The sequence below is a fragment of the Kitasatospora albolonga genome (genome assembly GCF_039535905.1).
GTDB classification, from domain to species: domain Bacteria; phylum Actinomycetota; class Actinomycetes; order Streptomycetales; family Streptomycetaceae; genus Kitasatospora; species Kitasatospora albolonga.
This window is the reverse complement of sequence record NZ_BAAAYB010000119.1, coordinates 20047-41378: the sequence shown is the minus strand read 5'-3', so window position 1 is coordinate 41378 and position 21332 is coordinate 20047. Positions and strand designations below refer to the sequence as shown.

Below are 21332 nucleotides of genomic sequence, written 5' to 3'. Positions count from 1 at the left end.
CCCGGCCCCGCCCGCCCGCGGCGGTCAGGCCGCGGCCGACTGGTCGCGCCAGTGGCGGAACTCCAGGAGTGGGTCGCCGTCGAGGTCCCACGGGTGTGCGGTCACCACGTGGCCGACGGCCTCGAAGGCCCTGGCCGCGTCCTTGGGGCGGTTGGCCTTGACGAGGGCGTGGGCGAGCAGGTTGAGGTCGGCCTTGGCGTGGGCGTGCCGGAGGCCGCCGGGTGCGGTCCACCGCAGGGCGCGGTCGAGGGCCGCTGCGGCGTCCGGCTGCTCCCAGCGCTGACGGGCCGCCAGGGCGCTCGACCCGCCGGCCGCCAGCGCGGCGCGGTAGCGGCCGAGGTAGAGGGCGAGTTCGAGCCCCGCCACCGGTGAGCCGGGCGGCGCGGTGGCGCGGACGTCGTCGACGAAGGCGAGCTCCTCCGCCCGCGAGCCGGACTCGGCCGGGGAGAGGTAGCCGAGCAGTTCCAGGTGCGCGGTGCGGTTCCACCGGTCGCGGGCTCCGATCTCCCGGCAGGTCGGCAGCACCTCGTCGAGCGGTCGGCCCAGCAGCCGCTGGGCTCCGAGCAGGGCGATCCAGGGGGCCGGGTCCTGCGGGCGGGCACCGGCCGCGTCGCGGCACCACCGCTCCACGCCGTGCAGTTCCTCGGTGCTCCCGGTGCGGCGGGCGGCGGCGACGTGCACCCATGCCCGGAAGACCAGCGGATCGGCGTCGTCCGGGCGCTGTCGTCGCCAGACCTGGGCCAGTCGCGGGGTGGCCGCCTCGGCCAGGACCGCCAGGCGCAGGGTGCGACGGTCCCAGGCGGAGCCGGCGTCGCGCAGTGCCCGCTCCACCAGGACGGCGGACAGCTCCAGTTGGCCGTGGGTCTGCGGCACCGTCAACTGCCGGTGCACCAGCGCGAGTTCGGCGTCGTCGAGGGCGGGCATGAGGCGTGGCCCGGCGGGGCGGCGGCCGAAGATGGGCATGGCGGGCGGTCCCGGGGGTCGAGTCGGCGGAGGGGTTCACCGATCCAACACGCGGCGCCCCGCTACGGTCAACACCCTTGTCATAAGACCGGGGCCGCGCCCCTCACCCCGCCCGGGGCCCGCGGCTCATCCCTGCGGGACGGCCCCTGCGGCCGCCGTCCGCAGCACCTCGTAACCCGCCTGTACGAAGCGCCCGTCCAGCGCGGGTGCGGTGTTGGCCAGGGCCGCGACCGTGGTGGGGCCCTGCGGGGAGAAGCCGACGAAGGTGGTGAACCCGCGGGTGCCGCCCGAGTGGAAGTAGAGGTCCCGGCCACCGGAGTGACGGTGCATCCAGACCAGACCGAGCCGGTCCGTCGAGCCCGGCAGCCGCAGTCGCAGCCGCTGGACATCGGCCAGTGCCGCGCCCAGTTCGGCGCCGACGGAGACACCCGCGGCGGAGCCCGGCGGCCGGCTCCGGCTCTCGGCGTGGGTGCGCAGGTAGCGCAGGAGGTCGGCCCCCGAGGACCGCACGGCCCCCGCGCCCGGCAGCCCGGGCATCAGCCACGGCGGCCGCGCCCGCCCGTGGCGGTAGCCGACCGCCAGTCCCGCCGCGTCCGGCCGGCAGGAGGTGGCGGTGAGCCCCAGCGGCCCGCTGACCCGTTCGGCCAACAGCTCCCCGTACGTCAGCCCGCCCGTCTCGGCGAGCAGCCGGCCGAGCAGCCCGACCCCGTAGTTGGAGTAGCGGTACCGGCTGCCGGGCGCGCACCGGACGGCGGTCCGGGCCAGCGACTCCCCCAACTGCTCGTCGCCGAAGGCGGCGTAGGGGTTGCCGAACCAGTCCGGCACGGCGCCGGCGAGCAGCCCCGGTGGCAGACGGGGCAGCCCCGAGGTGTGGGTGGCCAGGTGCAGCAGGCGGATCGGCCGGGCGGAGCGGCCTCGGGCCGTCCTCCAGTGCGGCGGCAGCCGTCGCTCCACCGGGTCGTCCAGGGCGAGTTCGCCGCGGGCGGCCATCTCGGCGAGCAGCAGGGCGGTGAACGTCTTGGAGACCGAGCCGAGTTCGAAGACGGTGTCCGGCGTGCACGGCGGCGCGTCCGGCGCCCGCGCGGCGCGCCCGTGGCAGCGGACCTCCTCCCGGTCCCCCCGGCCGACGGCCACGGTGACCGCGCTCGCGTACGGCCCGGCGGCGCGCACCGCCACCGCGACCGCCTCGTCGACAGCCTGGTCGCACTCGCGGTCGACCGCGTTCACGCGGCGACCGGCGTGCCGCCGAGGGCGCGGGACAGCGCGACCGTCGCGGCCACCACGCCCACCACGGCGGTGTGTTCGTGTTCGCGGAAGGTGTCCTCGGAGTCCTCGTACAGCGGGGTCGCCCCGTCGCGCGGGATCAGTCCGTCCGGCTGCTGGACGGCGGCCAGCGCCTCCCAGCCGGACCGCCCGGTGACCGGCTCCCCCATGCAGGAGTCGACGATGAGCAGTTCGCCGGCGAGGTCCCACTGCTCGGTCTCCAGCCAGACGTCGAGCCAGACCGGCAGCCAGTCGCGCAGGTAGGCGTGCATCGGCTCGGGCAGGCACTCGGGGCGCGCGCCCCAGTCGGTGAGGTGGAAGACGGTGTGGGTGACGTGGTAGCCGATCACCCAGGCGATGGTCCACGGCTCGGAGAGGGCGCCGAGCCAGGTCGACCGGGCCAGTGCCGGCCAGTCCGGCGCGGGTTCGAGCCCGGCGATCCGCCGGGCGTTGGCGAGGGCGAGCTGCCGGTTGCCGGGGATCTCGACGGCGTGCACGGAGCGGAGCCGGCCGAGGGAGGTGAGCAGTTCGTCCATGGCGGGGTGCCGGTAGCCGGCCCGGGCGAAGTGCGCGTAGGTCTCCAGCGGGTCGATCACCGTGACGTGGCGCAGCTGCCGCTCATAGAGGAGGTCGCCGTGCCTGAGCTGGGACCAGGAGGCCTCCAGCAGCTCGCGCGCGAGCCGGGCGTCGTGGGCGCCGGTGACGCCGTCGCGCAGCACCAGGGAGGAGGCGAGCGCTGCTTCGCAGAGCGGCTTGTAGACGTCGTTGGGATCGGCGAGGTCGATGATCGTGTTGTCCTCGATCCGGTCGAACCCGCCGAGTTGGCCGGCGTGCAGCCAGGCCAGGGCCCGGGAGCCGAGCTGCTGGGCGAGGGCGAGCGCCTGGGTGTCGGTCATCTCCGTGCCCCGTTCAACGGTCATCGTTCATCGGTCAACAGGCGCCGGGCGATGGCGAGTTCGAGCCCGGAGCGGTTGGTCCCGTCGCCGACGAAGCCGATCCGGTCGAGGACCGGCCCGATCTCCAGCCGGTCCGGGCGGCCGTCGGCGTGTACCCAGGCGAGCCAGCGGGCGAGGCGGACGGCGGTGGTGGGGTCGCGCCGCAGCATCGCGCGGACGGTGCCGCGGGCGAGGTCCAGGGTGTGGGTGCGGGCCGAGTCGTGCACGGCGCCGTCCAGCCCGGGCAGCGCGAGGCCGGAGAGCTGGGCCATCCGGACGGACCAGGACTGCCAGCCGACGTCCGCCGGGCCGGGCGGCGTCGGTGGCGTCGGGGCCGGGGTCCCGCCGCTCGCGTGGGGCGTGGCGGCGAGGAGGCGCAGGGCGGCCCAGTCCTGCCAGGCGATCGCCAGGGCACCGCCGTCGGTGGCGGCGGCCGGCTCGGGGAGGGTCCGTCGTGCCTCGGCGAGCAGGGCGGCGGCCGCCTCGTCGGGAGGGGCGCCGGCCAGCAGCTGCGGGGCGAACAGGTTCACGCCGAGCACCCGGGCGGCGGCCAGCAGGGGGCGGTGTGCGGTGCTCTCCGCGTCGCCGTCGGGAAGGGCGGGGTCCGCGGGTGCGGCCGTACCCCCGCCGTCCCTAACGGCGTCGAGGGTACGGCCTGACAGGTGTTCCACCGCGGCGGCGTACTCGTCGCGGAGGGTGGTCTCGGCGGACGGCATGGTGGAACCGCCTCCTTCACGGGATGGGGCACGGGTCCGGTACGGCGCCGTGCCGCAGGGCTGCCGCGCGCCGGGACCGACGGGGCCGACTACCGGGTCGGCCTCTCCTTCGGCGGCTTCGGGGAAGCCAGCAGCAGCCCGGCCAGCAGCACTGCGCCGGCGGCCTCGGGCAGGTACGTGGGCGCGTCGGACACGACGGCCTCGTCCTCCACCATCAGGCTCGCGAGCGTCCCGGCCTCGGCGAGCGTCGCGCTGCGTGACGCCGGAGCGGTTTCGGTCTGGAACTGAGCAAGCATCAGATGTGCCTCCTCGTCTGGTTTTCGCCGTTCGGTCGAACGGCGCCCCCCGTTCGACAGTACGAGCACGAACCGATGGTCGCACCCGCAGCGGGGCGGGCAGCGGCCGGACGCATCGGTTCCGCAGCGGATCAAGCGGGCTCCCCCGCACGGGAGTTGGGGGACCAGGCGGCCCCGCACCGGGCGGGTGGTCAGCGGCGGTGCAGCAGGAAGCCGTGCTCCCGCAGGGACTCCAGGCCGAACTTGGCGACCATGCGGTGGTCGGGGCGGTCGTCGTCGAAGACGTGCTCGATGTCGAACGCGTCGCCGAAGTACCCCCGGACCGCGTCCGGCCCCACCGAGAAGGGCGGGGTGTCCATCACCGGCGCGTACTCCAGGGTGTTGAGGAAGTACCGGGCCCCGGCCGGCAGGAGGCCGGTCAGGTGCGCGGCGTACCGCTCGCGCATCGGTTCCGGGAACGCGACCAGGCAGGCACGGTCGTACACCACGTCGACGGAGCCGAGGTCGGCGGCGGTGAGGTCGAAGAAGTCCCGCACCAGCACGGTCAGGTTGCCCGCCCGGAAGACCCCGGGCTCCGTCCGGACGGGGTCGATCGCGTTGTCCGCGAGGAACTGGGCCACCGCCGACTCGACGAGCTCGACGCCGACCACCTCGCGGGCCCGCCGGGCGAAGGCGGGCATGTCCAGGGACTTCCCGCACAGCGGCACCAGGACCCGGGCCCCGTCCAGGAGCCCGCCGTCCACCAGGTACCGCGCGTGCGGGTGCACCTCCGGCAGGTGGAAGCTCGTCTTCGAGCCGCCCTCGTCCCACGAGTCGATCCAGAACTGGCGTTCCACCGCGCCTCCCCCTCGCCACGGTCCGGCGCCCCCCGCGGACGGACCGGGGCGAGCGTACCGCCCGTGCACCGGCACCGGCGGGGCAACGGCCGAATCCACGGAGCAGCCGTGCGGGGCAGCGGAGTTGACGGCCCGTCGGATCCGGTCGGCGGTGCGGGGTCCGCCACGGTGCGGTGCACTGCGGCGAGCGCCTGCGAGGGCTCGAAAAATATGCCCGGAAAAACACGGAGCACAATGTGGGCACGTTCCGGACCCGGGCCTGCTACAGTCGTTGTAGTTGCAGTAGTGGTTCCCATGAACTTTGTGTGCGCCTGCTGATGTTTCGCGGGCGCATTTTTTGTTTTCCGATTTTTTCGGATGGGCGCTCATCGCGGCGACTCGGAGCGTGCGACGTGCGCGCTCCGGACGGCCCTTTGAAGGAGATTTTTAATGGCTAATGGCACCGTGAAGTGGTTCAACTCGGAAAAGGGCTTCGGCTTCATCGAGCAGGAGGGTGGCGGCCCGGACGTCTTCGCCCACTACTCGAACATCAACGCCAACGGCTTCCGTGAGCTGCTCGAGGGCCAGAAGGTCGAGTTCGACGTCACCCAGGGCCAGAAGGGCCCGCAGGCCGAGAACATCCGCCCGCTGTAGTTCCTGTGCCGGGTGACCCACCTGGCAACGAGGGGCCCGCACCGCGCACACCGCGCGGGGCGGGCCCCTCGGCGTTCCTCCAGCCTCGGGCCCCGTCAGGGTCCGGCCGCGACGGCGGGGACGGCCGGGACGGCGGGGGTGACGATGAGGACGTCCAGGGTGCGGGGGCCGTGGACGCCCTCCACCCGGTTGAGCTCGATGTCGCTGGTGGCGGAGGGGCCGGAGATGAACGTCAACGGCTTGCGCGGGTCGAGGCGGGCGAGGGCGTCGGGGAGGTCGTCGGCGATCTGGTCGGCTCCGATGACGCAGAGGTGGTAGTCGGGGACCAGGGTGAGGGCGCGGCGGCCCTGGCCGGGGCCGGTGTCGAGCACGATGGTGCCGGTGACGGCGATGCCCGCGGCGGCGAGGGTGACCGCGCCGTCGAGGGCGTCCAGGGCGGGGACGTCCAGCGGCTCGGGGTGCCAGTCCCACCCGCCGGCGGGCAGGAGCTCGCCGGGGAAGCCCGTGGGGACGGCGAGGCGGGTGGCCCCCTGCCGGGTGAGGGCGGTGGCGACGGCGTCGCGCAGGCCCGCCGGGTCGGTGCGGGTGACGGTGGCGCGGTAGTCGGCGACGCGTTCGGCGAAGAGGTCGACGCGGTCCCGGCCGGGTTCGAGGTGGCTGCGGAGGTGGTCGCGGGGGACGGGGACGTCCTCGGGCCGCTCGTCGGCGGGGACGTCGGCGAGTGCGGCGCGGATCCGGGCGAGGACGCCCTCGCGGCTGCTCATCCTTGGCTCTCCCTGTTCTCGCGGTTCTTGCGCCACCAGGCGCGGAAGGACTCGGCCGGCGGCACGGGGGTGTCGCGGCTGTCGGACCACCCGTGCATCGGGCCGGGCACCCGCCCGATCTTCCCGTCACGGGACAGCACCCGGCCACCGAGGGCGGCGGCCTTCTGGGCGGCGCCGAGCAGCCGCGGCGAGTCCAGCACGTAGCCGGCCGCCCTCATCGCCACCGCCTCCAGCCCGGAGCCCCCGGCCTCGACGGCCTTGGCCCGCAGGTGGGTGAGCACCTCGGGGATGTTGATCTTCACGGGGCAGGCGTCGTAGCAGGCCCCGCACAGCGTGGAGGCGAACGGCAGGGAGGCCGCGTGCTCCACGCCCACCAGCTGAGGGGTGAGGACGGCGCCGATCGGCCCGGGGTAGACGGAGCCGTAGGCGTGGCCGCCGGTGCGCTCGAAGACGGGACAGACGTTCAGGCAGGCGGAGCAGCGGATGCAGGCCAGGGCCTGGCGGCCGACCTGGTCGGCGAGGGTGTCGGTGCGGCCGTTGTCGAGCAGCACCAGGTGGAAGGCCGACGGTCCGTCACCCTCCGAGGTGCCGGTCCACATCGAGGTGTAGGGGTTCATCCGCTCACCGGTGGAGGAGCGGGGCAGCAGCTGGAGGAAGACCTCCAGGTCGGCGAAGGAGGGCACCACCTTCTCGATGCCCATGACGGTGATCAGCGTCTGCGGCAGGGTGAGGCACATCCGGCCGTTGCCCTCGGACTCCACCACCACGACCGTGCCCGTGTCCGCGCAGGCGAAGTTGGCGCCCGAGACCGCGACCTTGGCCCTGAGGAACTTCTCCCGCAGGTGCTGCCGCGCGGCCTCCGCCAGCGCGGCGGGCTCGTCGGTGAGGCCCTCCGGGGCGGGGCGGCCCCACGAAGCCATCCGGGCGGCGAAGACGTCGCGGATCTCGGTGCGGTTGCGGTGGATCGCGGGCACCAGGATGTGCGAGGGCCGGTCGTCGCCCAACTGCACGATCAGCTCGGCGAGATCGGTCTCGTAGGCGGTGATGCCGACCTCCGCCAGGTGCTCGTTGAGACCGATCTCCTGGGTGGCCATCGACTTGACCTTGACCACCTCGGTCTCGCCGGTGGCCTTCACCAGCCCCGCCACGATCCGGTTCGCCTCGGAGGCGTCCGCCGCCCAGTGCACCGTGCCGCCCGCCGCCGTGACGGCGGCCTCCAACTGCAGCAGGTAGCGGTCGAGATGACGCGCCGTCCGCCGCTTGATCGCCTCGCCGGCCTCCCTGAGCTGCTCCCAGTCGTCCAGTTCGCCGGCGACCGCGAGCCGCTTGTCGCGGATGGTGCCGGTGGCGCGTCTGAGGTTGGCGCGCAGCTGACCGTCCTTCAGGGCCTCGCGCGCCGCCTCCGGGAAGGAGGGCGCGCCGAGCCACACCACGCCACGGTCGCTCATCGCAGGTCTCCCTCGGTCGCGGCCAGGATCTCCGCGAGGTGCGCCGTCCGCACGGCGCTGCCCTGCCGGGACAGTCCGCCGCCGATGTGCAGCAGGCAGGAGTTGTCGACCGCGCAGAGCACCTCGGCGCCGGAGGCCGTCACCTCGCCGGTCTTGTCGGCCAGCATCGCGGCGGAGGTGTCGGCGTTCTTCACCGCGAAGGTGCCGCCGAAGCCGCAGCAGGAGTCGGCCCTCGGGAGCTCGACCAGCTCCAGACCCCGCACCGCCCGCAGCAGCCGCTCGGGGCGCTCCCCCAGCCGCAGCCCGCGCAGCGAGTGGCAGGTCGGGTGGTAGGCGACCCGGTGCGGGAAGGAGGCGCCGACGTCCTCGACCTTCAGCACCTCGGTCAGGAATTCCGTGAACTCGTGGACCCTGGGCACGAGTTCGGTCACCCGCCGGTGGAGCGCGGGCTCGGTGGCGAGCAGCGGGTGGTTCTCCCGGACCATGCCCGCGCAGGATGCGGAGGGGGTGACCACCGCGTCGTACTCGCCGAAGACCCGGGCGAAGCGCTCCACCAGGGGAAGTGCCTCGGCGCGGTAGCCGGTGTTGAAGTGCAGCTGCCCGCAGCAGCTCTGCTCGAACGGGAACTCGACCGTGTGGCCGAGCCGTTCCAGCACGGTCACCACCGCCCGGCCGGTGGCCGGGTGGAGCGTGTCGGTGTGGCAGGTGATGAACAGGGCGATCCGCATCGCGACAACCCCTCCTCGGTGGGGACCGGTACGTGCTCGGTCGGCAGTCCGTCGCCCCGCACTCGGACGACCGGCACCGGGTGCCGGGGCTCGACGGTACCGCTTCCGCACGGGCAGCGGTGACGGGCCGTCATGCGGCGAGCGAGGAGATCGCGCCGCCGACGTACTCGGCGCCCAGGACGACCGGCAGGACGGTCATGATCGCGGTGTTGTGGACGGACGTCCACGCCTTCCACTCCCCCAGGACCGTGGCGGACCGCTGCCCGCCCAGCAGGTGGACGCCGAGCGGCAGCAGCGTGCACAGCGAGCCGATCGCCACCATCAGCGCCACCGCGACGGCCTTGCCGCCGCCGTCCGCGCCGCTGGTGGCGATCGAGACGGCACCGCCGACGGCCAGCACGAGGTTCTTCGGGTTGGCCACGACCAGCGCCGCGGCCAGGCCGGCGGACTTGGCCGGGGTGAAGGTGTCGACGGTGCGCATCCACTTCGGCGGCTCCGTGACGTGCCCCTGCCGCGGACGCTCCCACCATCGCCGCGCGCCCAGCAGCAGCAACAGCACCCCGAGCGCGAGCTCCAGCCAGGACGACCAGGCCGGCTTCCCGCCGTCGGTGTCGATGCCCGACCCGGCGAGGACGACCACCGAGGTCACCACCGCCAGCGCGATCACCCACCCGGCGGTGAACGCGACGCCGTTCACCCTGCCCCGGGGAGTGGCGAGCATCAGGATCACCGCGATCAGCGGCAGCGGGCTGATCGTGATGCCCACCGCCGAGGCCAGCATCGCCCCGATCGCCTCACCCATCGATTCCCCTTCCGGCCTCACGCTCGTGGAGGTGCGGCCGTGCCCGCCCGCCTGACGCGGCGTCCGGCGCGCGGGCAGGGCGGGTGACCCGCGCCCGGTCGCGGCCACGGACCCTGCTGGCCACCCTCCCCAGCGCACGCGTGCTCCGCGACCGACGGGAGCCGGACGGGTGAGACGAGGGGGCGTGCCACCGGGGCGGTCAGCGGGGGTCGAGCCAGCCGAGGGCCGCGACGGTCATGGCCCGGACTCCGGTCCCGATGGTGGGTTCGACGACGGGGGCGAAGCGGGGTGAGTGGTTTGGAGGGGACGTCGCGTCCCAGGGTCCCGTCGCGCACCGCGGCTTCGAAGACGGCGGGGTCGGTGCCGCCGAAGTACCAGTAGCAGAGCGGGGCTCCGGAGGCGGTGGCCAGGACGCCGCAGTCCTCGCTGCCGGTGGCGGGCCCGTGGTCCAGGACGGCGTCCTCGCCGAAGTGGGCACGCAGCGCCGCGGTGGTGCGCTCGTACGCGGGGCGGTCGTTGACGAGGACGGGGAAGGAGTCGATCACGGTGATCTCCGGGGGGCGGTCCGCCCCGGAGGCGGCGGCCTCGGCCTGGACGATGCGGGTGATGCCCTTGAGGACGGCGTCGCGGACCTCGGGGGCGAAGGTGCGGACGTTGACCTTGAGTTCGGCCTCGTCGGGGATCACGTTGTCCCTGGTGCCCGCGGTGAGGGCGCCGACCGTGACGACCGCGGTGTCACCGCCCGCGACCTCGCGCGAGACCACGGTCTGCAGGCGCATGACCGTGGCGGCGGCCATCACCACCGGATCGATCGCCATCTCGGGGCGGGAGCCGTGCGCGCCGCGGCCGAACATCCGCACGTGCAGCGCGTCGGTGGCCGCCATCGCCGGCCCGGGGTGGCAGCCGATGGTCCCGGCCGGGATGGGTGCGACGTGCTGGCCCAGGACGACGTCGGGGGTGCCGGCCCGGTCGAACAGCCCGTCGTCGACCATGGCCCGCGCACCCGAACCGATCTCCTCGGCGGGCTGGAACACCGCCACGAGGGTGCCGGACCAGCACTGGCGCGCTCCGGCGAGCAGGTCGAGTGCGCCGAGCAGGCAGGTGACGTGCACGTCGTGCCCACAGGCGTGCATCACCGGCACCGGCTGCCCGTCCTAGTCGGTGCCCGTCGCCTCGCTGGCGTACGCGAGCCCGGTCCGCTCCAGCACCGGCAGCGCGTCCATGTCGGCGCGCAGGAGGACCCTCGGCCCCTCACCGTTGGCCAGCACGCCCACCACCCCGGTGCCGCCGACGCCTTCGGTGACCTCGAAGCCGAGCCGCTTCAGGTCCTGCGCGACCAGGCCCGCCGTGCGGGTCTCGGCGAAGGACAGCTCCGGGTGGGCGTGCAGGTCCTCGTAGAGCTCCTCCAGGCGCGGGCGGATCTCGGCGAGCCTGCGCAGGACGGGGGTGGCGGCCTCGTGCCGGCGGTCGTCGCTCATGCGCGCCACCCTCGGCCGCGCCCGCTGCGGCGGCCACCGGTACGCGCGTTCGGGTGAGCGAGGGTCAGGGGCCGCCGCGCGTCCGGCGGCCGGGGACGGGGGCGCCCTACCGTGACGGGCATGGGACCTACCGCGCGCACCACGGCCGACCGCTACCCCGAGCGGGTCACCTACGACCGGGAGGCGGCCTACGCCGTGCTGGACGAGGCCCTCGCCGTCCACGTCGGCTTCGCCACCGACCTCGGACCGGTGGTCATCCCCACCCTGCACATGCGGGTCGGGGACCAACTGCTGCTGCACGGCTCGGCGTTCGGCCGCTTCATCACCACCGCGGCCGCCGGGGCCCCGCTCTGCGTGACCGCCACCCTGATCGACGGCGTGATCCTGGGGCGGGCCTCCTCGCACCACTCGGCCGCCTACCGCTCCGTCATGGTCTTCGGCCGGGCGACTCCGATCGAGGACGCGCAGGAGCGGGCCGACGCCCTCGCCGAGGTGGTCGAGAGCGTCATCCCCGGCCGGCTCTCCGGCCCGAACGCGGCGCGGCGCCCCCAGCGTCGAGGAGGCCCACTACACCGCCTGTCTGACGATGCCCATCGAGGAGTTCTCGATGAAGGTCCGGGCCGGCTTCGCCCGCGACGAACCCAAGGACGACCACGTCGAGGCCTGGGCCGGCTGGATCCCCCTGACCACCGCCCCCGGCACCCCCGTCCCCGACGCCATCACCGGGACCCGCTTCTCCGCCCCCGCCTACGACCCGGCCCGTCCACCGCTTCCGCCAGAACTGACGGGCGCTCACCCACCCTGCCGGGCGGGGACGGTGGCGCCACGGCGGCGGAGGAGGGCGACGGCACCGCCCGCGAGTGCCAGGGCGGCGCCCGAGCCGCCGAGCAGCAGGGGGGTCGAGGAGGTGCCCTGCGTCCTGCCCGCCTCGCTGTAGCCGCTGGACATGCCCGCGGTGTCGTAGACCGAGCCGGGCAGCTTGTCGGCGTAGCGGGCCTTGACCAGCTTCTGGTACTCGCTCAGCGAGACCGAGGACCGGCCGTCCAGACCCTGCCGGGCCTGGTCGTTGAGCGGTTCGACGGTGGTGAGCCTCAGTTGGTACCAGGCGCGCAGCTGCGGCTCGGTGAAGACCAGGGTGCCCACGGCCGCCTTGGCCGCGTACGCGGCGTCGCGGTCGCCGTCGCGCACGGCGGCCAGGTGCCAGCCGCCGCCCTCGGTGGGGGCGAGCATGACGGTGGCGGTCCGCCCGTTGACCGGGGCGTTCAGGGTGGAGACCAGGTGGCTGAGCCTGACCGCCTCGGTGGCGACCGGCAGGGTCCGGCCCGCGACGAAGCCGGGCGCGACCTCGTTCAGCGCCAGCGGGTCCTGGACGGTGAACGCGGGCAGGCCCTCGCACGGGTCGGCCTGGTCGGGGATCGGCTGCGGCGCCCCGCCCCCGTCGCCCTGCGGGAGCGGCACGGTGAGGAAGCGGCAGACGGTGGTGCGGACCTCGGCCGACTTCACCAGGTCGAGGGCTGCCCGGTAGTCCGGGATGTCGGCCGGCAGCGGGTCCGTCGGCGCGAGCGCGTGGGCGGGGCCGGCGGCGGACAGCAGCGCGGCCGTGCCGAGCACCAGGGCGCCGGCCAGTCGGGAGAGGGAGGAGGCCGCCCGCCCGCCGGAGGTTCGTGTTCCGTGCATACCGCCTGCCTTAACGGGAGATGCCGATCCGGGAGTGGGTCCACTTGAACGAGCTGTTGCTGACGTAGTCGGCGTAGTTCCACCACGTGTAGGTGGTGGTGTCGGGCCACGGGTCGGCGACGCCGATGGTGCTGTTCGAGGTGTCGAAGCCGTAGACCACGTTCATGTGGCCCCCGCCGGACGTCCAGCCGATCCGGGCGGCGACCGGCCGGGCCGCCTTGACGTCCGTGTAGACCTGGTTGAACGTGGCCGCGCTGCTCAGCCCGGTGCCGAGGTGGCCCAGGCCGAGGCTGTTCCATCCCCGGGCCATGTCGTCGAGGGTGGCGGGCTGGTTGTCGCAGCCGTAGTACGGGTTAGCCCGGGTGCAGAAGTCGGTCTGCGTGCTGCCGTAGCCCTGGAACTTGGCGATCGTCAGCCCGGAGGCGACCCAGCACCACTGGGTCTTCTCCTGCTTGTACATGCCGATGTTGTCCTGCCCCGCCTCGGCGTGGGCCGGGCCGCAGGCGGCCGCGAGCAGGCCCGAAACCGTCAGCGCGACGGCCACCGTGGCGGCCGTGAAAGGGGATCTGCCCATCGTCCTGCCTTCCCGCGGACTTGCGAGGGATGCCGGGAAATCTGACAGACCAATCAGAGCACGAACTTTCCGGAACGCCCATGGTGCGTACGGAAACTGACCCCGTATTGGTGAATCGTCGTACCGGAGATCAGCGGCGGCCGAAAGGCGACCGGAGCCGTCAGGCCGCGACGAGCTCCCGCTCGCGGTCGCGCGGTCCGGCCGCGGACCTCCGGTTCGGCAGCGAGAGCCGGACGACCTTGCGCCAGGCGGAGAACACCTGCTTGGGCAGCGGCCCGGTGACGTACTCCAGCTCGTACTTCTCGAACAGCGCGCGCACCTTCACGGCGACCTCGGCGTACCGGTTGCTCGGCAGGTCCGGGAAGAGGTGGTGCTCGATCTGGTGCGAGAGGTTGCCGGTCATGAAGTGCATGGCACGGCCGCCGCTGATGTTCGCCGAGCCCATCATCTGGCGCAGGTACCACTGCCCGCGCGTCTCGCCCTCGATCGAGCGGCGCTCGAAGACCCGGACGCCCTCGGGGAAGTGCCCGCACATGATGACCGAGTGGGTCCAGAGGTTGCGGACCAGGTTCGCGGTGAAGGTGGCGGCCAGCGTGGTGAGGAAGGAGGGGCCCGAGAGCAGCGGGTGGATCACGTAGTCCTTGAGCACCTGCCGGCGGATCTTGCGGCCCACCGCCTGGCCCGTGCGCGGAACTCCGGGTCCTTGCGGCGGCGCCGCTGCAGGTTCTTGCCGAGCTCCAGGTCGTAGGCCGCGATGCCGTACTCGAAGAAGCAGGCGTTGACGAGGTTCCACAGCGGCTGGCCGAGGTGGAACGGGTGCCACCGCTGGTCCTCGTCGACGCGCATGATGCCGTAGCCGAGGTCGTTGTCCTTGCCGATCACGTTGGTGTAGGTGTGGTGCAGCTCGTTGTGCGAGTGCTTCCACTGGTCGGCCGGCGAGGACGTGGTCCCACTCCCAGGTCGTGGAGTGGATCTTCGGGTCCCGCATCCAGTCCCACTGGCCGTGCAGGACGTTGTGGCCGATCTCCATGTTCTCCCATGATCTTCGCCACCGACAGGCCGGCGGTGCCGATCAGCCACGCGGGCGGGAAGAGCGAGAAGAGCAGGACGCCCCGGCTGGCGAGTTCGAGCTTGCGCTGCGCCGAGATCACCTTGCGGATGTAGGCGGCGTCCTTCTCACCACGGCCGGCGATCACCTCGTCGCGGATCGCGTCCAACTCCCGGCCGAGCTCCTCGATCTGAGCGGCGGTCAGGTGGGGCGGTGGGGTCGATGGCGGTCACGGTGCTCCTACCGTTCGATCTCGCACGGGCCCGCCGCGGCGGACACGCAGGTCTGGATGAGGACGCCCGGCTCGGCCTCGGTGATCTCGCCGGTGCGCAGGTCGCGGACGGCGCCCGCCTTCAGCGGCGTGACGCAGCCGAAGCAGATGCCCATCCGGCAGCCGGAGGGCATCAGCACTCCGGCCTCCTCGCCGACCTCCAGCAGCGGCGTCGCGCGCGTCCGCCTCGACGGTCCGCCCGGTGGCGCCGAAGGTGACCGAGCCGCCGTCCCCGGCCACCACGGTGCCCGGGCGGAAGCGCTCGGTGCGCAGCCGCTCCCGGACGCCGTGCTCGGACCAGTGCCGCTCCACCGCGTCGAGCAGGCCCATCGGCCCGCAGGCCCAGGTCTCGCGCTCGGCCCAGTCGGGCACCAGGTCGCCCAGGCGGGCGAGGTCGAGCCTGCCGTCGGTGCCGGTGTGCACCTCGGTGAGGCGCAGCCGGCCCGCCCCGGCGAGCTCGTGCAGTTCGGCGCGGAAGATCACGTCCTGCGGCCGCGGCGCGCTGTGGACCATGACGACGTCGTCCAGGGCGGCGTGCTCGCGCAGCATGCCCATCACGGGCGTGATGCCGCTGCCGGCCGTCAGGAAGAGCACCTTGGCGGGCCTGGCCGGCGGCAGCACGAAGTCACCGGCCGGCTGCTCCAGCCGGACCAGGGTGCCCGGCGCCGTCCGGTGGACCAGGTGCCCGCTGACCCGGCCGTCCGCCACCGCCTTCACGGTGACGGTGATCCGGCCGTCCTGACGGTCCGTCGGCGAGGTGAGGGAGTAGGCGCGCCACAGGCGCACCCCGTCGACGTCGACCCCGATCCGCACGTACTGGCCGGCGGTGTGGCCGCGCCAGTCGCGGCCCGGCCGGATCACGACGGTCGCGGCGTCCTCGGTCTCGGGGGTGCACCGCCTCGATCCGCCCGCGCAGCTCGGCGCCGGCCCGCAGCGGGCTGACCAGATCGAGGTAGTCCGACGGCAGCAGCGGCGTCGTGGACCATCTCCAGCAGCTTCCACGCCCTGCTGCGGAGGGCTGTACTCGTCATGGCCCCAGCTTGCTTCGTCCGAAGACGTAGAGTCCTGACCGTAGGACGTGAATCTGATCGGCCGAATTGTTCGTAGGGAACAAGAACCATGAGCAACGCAGTCCGCAGGGCCGCCGAAACCGGTGCTGGACGAGACGACGGTCGCCGCCCTCCGGGCCGAGCTGACCACCACCGCCGAGGAGGTCGTCCGGGCGATCATCGACGAAGTCCCCTCCTACGCCAACGCCCTCTCCGGCCGCATGGGCGGGACCATCCGCCGCGCCGTCCGCACCGCGCTCGGGCACTACCTCGACCTCGCGAGCGGGCACACCACCGGGGGCGACGCCGGCGACGCGGCCTACGAGCTGGGGCGCGGCGAGGTGCGCGACGGCCGCTCGATGGACGCCCTGCTCAGCGCCTACCGCGTCGGCGCCCGGGTGGCCTGGCGGTGCCTGGCCGCGGGCGCGGTGCCTGCGGGCCTGCCCGCCGCCGAGGTCGCCAAGTTCGCCGAGCTGACCTTCGCCTACATCGACGAGCTCTCCGCCGCGAGCGCCCGCGGGCCACGCCGACGAACTCGCCGCCGCGGCCGGGCCCACGAGCGCCACCTCGAACAGCTGGCCCGCGACCTGCTCGCCGAGGCCGGCCCGGACGTCCTGCCCGCCTCCGTCCTGCGGGCCCGCTGGCAGCCGCCGGTCTCGCTGACCGCCGTCCTGCTGCCCGCCGCCCAGGCGCGGCCCGCCTACCGCACGCTCGACCCGAACACCCTGGTCCTCGACGACCTGCCCGACGAGACCGGCGTGCTGCTCGTCCCCGACGCCGACCGGCCCCACCTCCTGCGCCAGCTCACCGACCGCACCGCCGTGGTCGGCCCCGGCCGGCCGTGGGTCCGGGCTCCGCCTCCTATCGCCCGGGACCCTAGCGCGCGCGAGCCCTCTCCCCGGCATCCGCGACACCGAGGACCACTGCCCGAGCTCGTCCTGACCGCGACGCCGACGCCTTCGCGGACCTGCGGGCCCGGGCACACTCGCCCCGCTGCGGGCACTGCGGCGCCACCGCGCGGCGGCTGGAGGGAGACGCTGCGGGCCGGCTGCTGCGACCAGGGCCGGCGGAGGAGGTGCGGCGGCGCTCTTCGTCCACTAGACGGTGCGGACGGTACCGGCTGGCGCCAGAGCGCGGGAGCTGTTTCCGGACCTCGCCTCCCCCACCGCGTCTCGAACTGACCCTGGCGGTCGGCCTCCCGGCCACTGACGGGGGCCCTGCGGTGCGGAGACGGGCAGGCCGGCACGGGAGGCGGCGCAACACAGGCTCAGCCTCCGACCAGCGGTGGTGGAGCGCCACTATCGTGGAATCCGCGCAGGACAGGACGGGCTAGAGGGGAACCTTGTACTACAGCGGCTTGGAGCTTGACCGGGTTGGCGGCCGGCGTACGAATCGGCAGGGGTTCGCCGGCTAGTGGACGAGCCCCAGGTACCCAGGTGATCCCTTCTGGCGCGGACCACTGTCTGGTCCGCGACGACAGGCCCGTCCGGCTGCCGTTGGCCGAGGCCGGGGCATCCCGACGCCGCCGACGACCGGTGTTCCTCGGCCGTGCGGGGAGGCCGCGGTGTTCGCGGCCGACTGTCCCACGTCGAGACCGCGTCGCCGCCGTCGAAATGGCCACCGCGGACACGGTGCTGGACCGGATGTGCGGGCCTGGTTCCCACCATCACGCCGGAGGAGGCGGGCCTGCTCGCGTATGCCGTGGGATCTGCACTGGAACCGGAACCAGCGGTGTCTGCGGCAGCGTGCGTGCGCGCGTCCGGCGTCCCGCGGCAACAGTGGCCACCTGCGGACCTCGTCAGGACTGGGAAAGCTGCTCTTCCCGCGCAGCGAACGGCCGTGATCGTGCTGGGGAAACTGCCGGCACGCCTCGGCGCTGCCTGCTCGGCCGGCACGCGGGCTCCGGGCCGGACCGCTTAGCAGCACGCTGGCCGGTTCGTCGAGATCGGGGAGAACTCGAGGACGCGGTGCGCCGCGAGGTCGCCGAGAGAGGGCCGGTGTCGACAGGGTGGGGACGATCACCTATCAGGGATCCCAGTCGTGGCCGTTCCCGTCGGGGATGATGATCGGGTCCGCGCCGAGGCGTCTCCGACGGATCGACGTGGACACGTCGAGGTGGTGAGGCACGTTGGTCACGGCTGCTGCCGAACTCCGGTCGCGCATCGCGGACTCCGCCGACGGCGGGCCCTACCGGTCGACTCGATCGGCAAGTGCTCATCGACCAGTGCCGTATTCACCAACACGACACGCAGACACCAGAGTCACGCGCACGATCGAGTCTCTCTGGAACATCACGTCACGCCAAACTCCCTGCACTCCTCTAAGCATTGTCCCACTGCCCACGTGCGCCGCACCAGGGAGGGGCCTGATCCGCTCGGCATATGTCCCCTATCCTTCATCAGCGCTCACCGCGCGGTACCTTGCTGAAGGTGTCATTACCCTGATGCACGCGTGATTGCACTCTTCAGTGTATGCTAACCCTGTGCGCACCTCGCAGCCTCTCGACACGTACTCGTACTTCTGCGTGTATGTGTTATCCTACACCAGCGATCCTGTCTCTCCGACGGGTGAGCGTGGTAGCCAGCGTCCCGCGATATTGCTGCGCACTGTGTATGTGTATCACTTCACGGACGGCGTTTTCACGGACCTCCTTGAAGACTGTCACGACACGCCAGCGCTGACCGCCCTTCCTTACGCGCCATCACGTCGCACCTTCGGCAGCGCCACACGGTACGCGTCGCCAGCTCTCGCGCGACATAACTCACCGCAACACGCCGTCGGCGGCCAATCCCACGTCGTATCGACAGCACTACCGGTGAGTGGGCGCACCTACAACAATGTGTGTGTGTGTAGCGACGCCACGGCACGGTGATCGCCAGCGGGGTCACTACCGCACCGGGCCGGACCACAACACCTGTACCGTCAAGGGCAGTTGGGCCCTGAGCACCTCGCTCTAACCTGTGGTGCTGGGCTCGGCAGCTACGTCTCCACCTCCCAGGTCGGCTCGAACATCTGGTGGTACGGGCGGCGTTCGGGCACCCAGGAGCAGGGGTGGATCGCTTCGGTCTACCCTGAAGGTCAACAACGGCTCCCAGTACCGCTGCCGTGAGCAGCCGCTCCAGGCCCCGGAGCGGCGGCGGGCGCAGCCCGCGAGCAGCGCCCGGGCCCGCTCGGACTCCTCGGGGGAGCCCTCACCGCCCCGGTGTTCGCGCGGGCCAGTGGCGGTGAGGGCGAGGGCGTGCCGGTACCGGCACCCGACGGGGCGTGCAGGTCGCGGGGCGGCGCGAGCGTCGTCCGCGCCCTGGCGTGGGTGACCGGTACGGGTTGCGCAGTTCGGCCCGGACGGTCAGGGCGAGCCACCGGGCGTCGCGGTGGCCGGTGCGCTCGGCCAGGGCCAGCCCGGTTCCAGGTGGCCCAACGCCACGGGGAGAGAGCCGAGTTCGCCGTGGGCGAGGCCGAGCAGGGTCAGCGTCGGGCCTCGCCGAGCAGGTCCTCGGCCTCGCGCTGGAGGACCAGGCACTCCTCCCAGCCGGGCCACCGCCCGCGCCGGGTCGCCGTTGTCGAGGTGGATCTCGCCGAGTTGTGCAGGGTCAGGCCTGCTGAATCGGCATGCCCAACTCCTGGTAGCGGTCGAGCACTTGATGGCTAGCGCTCCAGGGCGCGCCGGTGCTCTCCGGCCTGCTGGTGCAGGTGGCCGTAGTGGGAGAGCACGGAGGCCTCACCGACCCGCTCCGGCCGCGGTGCGGGCCGCGGAAGCGCGCGGTCGAGCTTGGCGGCGGCGTCGGCGAAGCCGCCGGCCCGCTGGTCGATCCCGTTGAGGGCGATCAGCGCCAGCGCCTCGCCCGCGGGTCGGCGATCCGGGTGGCGATGTCCGGCGAGTTCGGCGAGCGCGCCGTAGTCGGACCAGTGGCCCCGCGCGGCAGGTACGCCTGAAGGGTGCGCAGCAGGACAGGGGGTAGCGCGCGACGGGCCCCGGCGCGGCTGCCAGGCGCCGGCGAGGGCGAGCAGGGTGGGGCGTTCGCGCCAGCAGGCGGGGCCGCGCCGGGACGTCCGCGAAGGCGGCGCGGCCGGTCCACCCGGGTCGAGCCAGTCCCGGCGAGCCGGGTCGCCGGGTCGGCGCGCAGCAGTTGGGCGGCCGCGTCGGCGCCGCCGAGGTAGTGCCCGGGCCAGCCGCAGCAGGGCCCCTTCGACCAGCGCGGCCGGCAGGGCGGCGGCCTGTTCGGCGGCGTGCAGCCGGACCAGGTCGTGCATTCGGGGGGCCGCCCGCGTCGGCGACCTCCCAGCAGGGCCGCCTCCACCAGCCGGTCACCGCCCGCGTCCCCTCCGGTTCGGCGACCCCGAGCAGGGCGGCACCGCCGGGACCGTCAGCCGGGGCAGTCCGCCTCGGCGGCGAGCAGCAGGGCGGTGCGGTCCTGCTTCTCGGCGAGCGCGTCCAGTCCGACCTGGAGGCTGCTGCCGGACGGCGAGGTCGCCGTAGCGGAGCTCGTCCAGTCGGCGGCGCTGGTCGGCGAAGGCGGTCGGCGAGCAGCGCGGGCGTCCAGTCGGGGGCGGGCGGCGAGGCGGGCTCCGGCGATCCGGATGCCAGGGGCACAGCCCGCAGTGCTCGACCACCCGGGCGGCGGCGCCCGGGTCGGCGTGACCGGGCCGGGCCCGACGGTGCGGGCGGAGCAGTTCCAGCGCCTCGTCCGGCGGGCAGCCGCCGAGCGGGATCCGGACGGCGTCCCAAGACCGAGCCGGGCCCGGCTGTGACCAGGCGGCGCAGCCGCCGTCGGCGGGCAGCAGGGCCTCGACCTGGTCCGCCGTGCCGACGTTGTCCAGCACAGCAGGACCCGTCGCCCGGCCAGCAGGGTGCGCAGCGGGCGGCGGCCTCGGCGGTGCCGCCGGGCAGGTCGGCGGCGGGACGACGCCCAGCGAACGCAGGAAGCGGCCGAGCACCTCGGCGACCGTCAGCGGATCGATGCCGGGGCTGGCGCCGCGCAGGTCCGCGTACAGCTGGCCGTCCGGGAAGCGGCCGCCGCGGCGTGCGCGGCCTTGACGACCAGGGCGGACTTCCCGGCCCCGCCCGGCCCGTGCACCACCCACCAACGGCCGGGCCGTCGGCGAGTCCGCCGGTCCCGGCGGGGTCGGCGGGTCGGCGGGGTCGGCGGGGTCGGCCGGGAGCCGGGGTCAGACGGCGGGCGATGCGCGCGAGTTCGGCCTCGCGCCCGACGAACGACGGTGTGCTGCGCGGCAGTTCGCGCGGCGCGGGAGGCACGGCGGGCGGTGGCGCGGCGGTGGCGCGGGCGCGGGTCGGGAGTTGACACCGCTCCCAGGCCGCGGCCCCCAGCGGGCGCTGTCCCGGGTGCCACGCGAGGGCGAGCACCACCGCGGCGAGGACGTACGACCGCATCGCGCTGTCGCACCACAGCGCAAGAGGTAGCCGAGAGGCTGTCTGCGGGCAGATGCCGCGTGGCTTGCTCCAGCATCGCGCAGGACTGACCCGGCCTTGCGGTGGCGCGGGCGGCGCGGATAACGCAGCGGTCGAGCGCCGCCAGCAGGTCGGCGCGAGGCGGCGAGACACCGTCCGATGCCGCGGGCCGCCACTGCCCCGGGCTGCCATCGACCCCACCCCTCGCACCTGCGTCCCGGCGCCACTCACGACCGCGCGCGCGCGGCACGACCGTACCGGACGAGCTCCGAAGTGACAGGGACACGGCACAGCTGACGTCGGAGCGCGACCGAGGCCCGGTCGGGGAGGACCTCGGCGCACGGCCGTACGCTCACGGCCGATACGCGCCGGTGGCGCAGGCCTCCCGCCGGGCCGGGCGGGCTGTCCGCGCGAGTTTCTGTCGACGGTGGCGCCGCGCGTCGG

At 73.8% G+C, this 21332-nt stretch carries 17 protein-coding genes and 4 pseudogenes; 3 read left to right on the top strand and 18 right to left on the bottom strand.

The window, feature by feature from the left end; translation table 11 throughout:
• Positions 1 to 24 precede the first annotated feature (24 nt).
• The 6 genes from ABD946_RS29090 to ABD946_RS29065 all read right to left on the bottom strand — a co-directional run bounded on the left by ABD946_RS29090 (position 25) and on the right by ABD946_RS29065 (position 5009).
• Positions 25 to 963, bottom strand: a complete 939-nt coding sequence (locus tag ABD946_RS29090) for a hypothetical protein (protein ID WP_345288488.1) — start codon at positions 961 to 963, stop codon at positions 25 to 27.
• Positions 964 to 1089: 126 nt separating this feature from the next.
• Entirely contained in the window at positions 1090 to 2190 is a 1101-nt protein-coding gene (locus ABD946_RS29085; RefSeq protein WP_345288486.1) for a serine hydrolase domain-containing protein, read from the bottom strand.
• The gene (locus ABD946_RS29080) at positions 2187 to 3146 is read right to left on the bottom strand and encodes a DUF6895 family protein (protein WP_345288483.1); all 960 of its coding nucleotides are present in this window, start codon (positions 3144 to 3146) and stop codon (positions 2187 to 2189) included. The genes ABD946_RS29085 and ABD946_RS29080 overlap by 4 nt, the downstream gene beginning before the upstream one ends.
• The gene (locus ABD946_RS29075; RefSeq protein WP_345288482.1) at positions 3143 to 3877 is read right to left on the bottom strand and encodes a hypothetical protein; all 735 of its coding nucleotides are present in this window, start codon (positions 3875 to 3877) and stop codon (positions 3143 to 3145) included. Before ABD946_RS29075 ends, ABD946_RS29080 begins: the two co-directional genes overlap by 4 nt.
• A gap of 89 nt (positions 3878 to 3966) precedes the next feature.
• Complete coding sequence (locus ABD946_RS29070) at positions 3967 to 4173, bottom strand: hypothetical protein (protein WP_345288480.1); 207 nt, start codon at positions 4171 to 4173, stop codon at positions 3967 to 3969.
• Between the two features lie 191 nt (positions 4174 to 4364).
• Positions 4365 to 5009, bottom strand: a complete 645-nt coding sequence (locus ABD946_RS29065; protein WP_345288478.1) for a class I SAM-dependent methyltransferase — start codon at positions 5007 to 5009, stop codon at positions 4365 to 4367.
• Positions 5010 to 5438: 429 nt separating this feature from the next.
• Between ABD946_RS29065 and ABD946_RS29060 the strand changes: the two genes are divergently transcribed.
• Positions 5439 to 5642, top strand: a complete 204-nt coding sequence (locus tag ABD946_RS29060; protein WP_045694210.1) for a cold-shock protein — start codon at positions 5439 to 5441, stop codon at positions 5640 to 5642.
• 95 nt (positions 5643 to 5737) lie between these two features.
• Here the strand turns inward: ABD946_RS29060 and ABD946_RS29055 are convergent, their stop codons facing one another.
• The 5 genes and pseudogenes from ABD946_RS29055 to ABD946_RS29035 all read right to left on the bottom strand — a co-directional run bounded on the left by ABD946_RS29055 (position 5738) and on the right by ABD946_RS29035 (position 10862).
• Positions 5738 to 6406 (bottom strand): LutC/YkgG family protein, encoded by a 669-nt coding sequence (locus ABD946_RS29055; protein ID WP_345288476.1) that lies wholly within the window; start codon positions 6404 to 6406, stop codon positions 5738 to 5740.
• A complete protein-coding gene (locus ABD946_RS29050; protein ID WP_345288474.1) occupies positions 6403 to 7854 on the bottom strand; it encodes a LutB/LldF family L-lactate oxidation iron-sulfur protein in 1452 nt (483 codons plus the stop codon). The genes ABD946_RS29055 and ABD946_RS29050 overlap by 4 nt, the downstream gene beginning before the upstream one ends.
• Entirely contained in the window at positions 7851 to 8582 is a 732-nt protein-coding gene (locus ABD946_RS29045; protein ID WP_345288472.1) for a (Fe-S)-binding protein, read from the bottom strand. The genes ABD946_RS29050 and ABD946_RS29045 overlap by 4 nt, the downstream gene beginning before the upstream one ends.
• A 130-nt stretch (positions 8583 to 8712) precedes the next feature.
• Positions 8713 to 9384, bottom strand: a complete 672-nt coding sequence (locus ABD946_RS29040) for a GAP family protein (RefSeq protein ID WP_345288470.1) — start codon at positions 9382 to 9384, stop codon at positions 8713 to 8715.
• Positions 9385 to 9583: 199 nt separating this feature from the next.
• Positions 9584 to 10862: pseudogene (locus tag ABD946_RS29035) on the bottom strand (amidohydrolase).
• Positions 10863 to 10982: 120 nt separating this feature from the next.
• Between ABD946_RS29035 and ABD946_RS43040 the strand changes: the two are divergent.
• Positions 10983 to 11375, top strand: a pseudogene (locus ABD946_RS43040) (pyridoxamine 5'-phosphate oxidase family protein); the annotation flags it as partial.
• Positions 11376 to 11654: 279 nt separating this feature from the next.
• On the opposite strand, the gene ABD946_RS29030 reads toward ABD946_RS43040, so the two are convergent.
• From ABD946_RS29030 to ABD946_RS29010, 5 genes and pseudogenes are all read right to left on the bottom strand, one after another.
• A complete protein-coding gene (locus ABD946_RS29030) occupies positions 11655 to 12539 on the bottom strand; it encodes a hypothetical protein (RefSeq protein ID WP_345288469.1) in 885 nt (294 codons plus the stop codon).
• Positions 12540 to 12549: 10 nt separating this feature from the next.
• A complete protein-coding gene (locus tag ABD946_RS29025; protein WP_345288467.1) occupies positions 12550 to 13113 on the bottom strand; it encodes a papain-like cysteine protease family protein in 564 nt (187 codons plus the stop codon).
• Between the two features lie 160 nt (positions 13114 to 13273).
• Positions 13274 to 14101 (bottom strand): fatty acid desaturase family protein, encoded by an 828-nt coding sequence (locus tag ABD946_RS29020; protein WP_345288499.1) that lies wholly within the window; start codon positions 14099 to 14101, stop codon positions 13274 to 13276.
• Positions 13992 to 14330, bottom strand: a complete 339-nt coding sequence (locus ABD946_RS29015; RefSeq protein ID WP_345288503.1) for a hypothetical protein — start codon at positions 14328 to 14330, stop codon at positions 13992 to 13994. Before ABD946_RS29015 ends, ABD946_RS29020 begins: the two co-directional genes overlap by 110 nt.
• A gap of 71 nt (positions 14331 to 14401) precedes the next feature.
• Positions 14402 to 15463, bottom strand: a pseudogene (locus ABD946_RS29010) (ferredoxin reductase).
• Positions 15464 to 15551: 88 nt separating this feature from the next.
• On the opposite strand from ABD946_RS29010, the pseudogene ABD946_RS29005 reads away from it, so the two are divergent.
• Positions 15552 to 16685 (top strand): annotated as a pseudogene (locus ABD946_RS29005) (PucR-like N-terminal domain-containing protein); the annotation flags it as partial.
• A 2441-nt stretch (positions 16686 to 19126) separates the two neighbouring features.
• Here the strand turns inward: ABD946_RS29005 and ABD946_RS29000 are convergent.
• Positions 19127 to 19732: a hypothetical protein gene (locus ABD946_RS29000; protein ID WP_345288465.1), complete on the bottom strand. Its 606-nt coding sequence runs from the start codon at positions 19730 to 19732 to the stop codon at positions 19127 to 19129.
• A 54-nt stretch (positions 19733 to 19786) separates the two neighbouring features.
• On the bottom strand, positions 19787 to 20563 hold the full coding sequence (locus ABD946_RS28995; protein WP_345288463.1) for a hypothetical protein: 777 nt from the start codon (positions 20561 to 20563) through the stop codon (positions 19787 to 19789).
• Positions 20564 to 21332 lie beyond the last annotated feature (769 nt).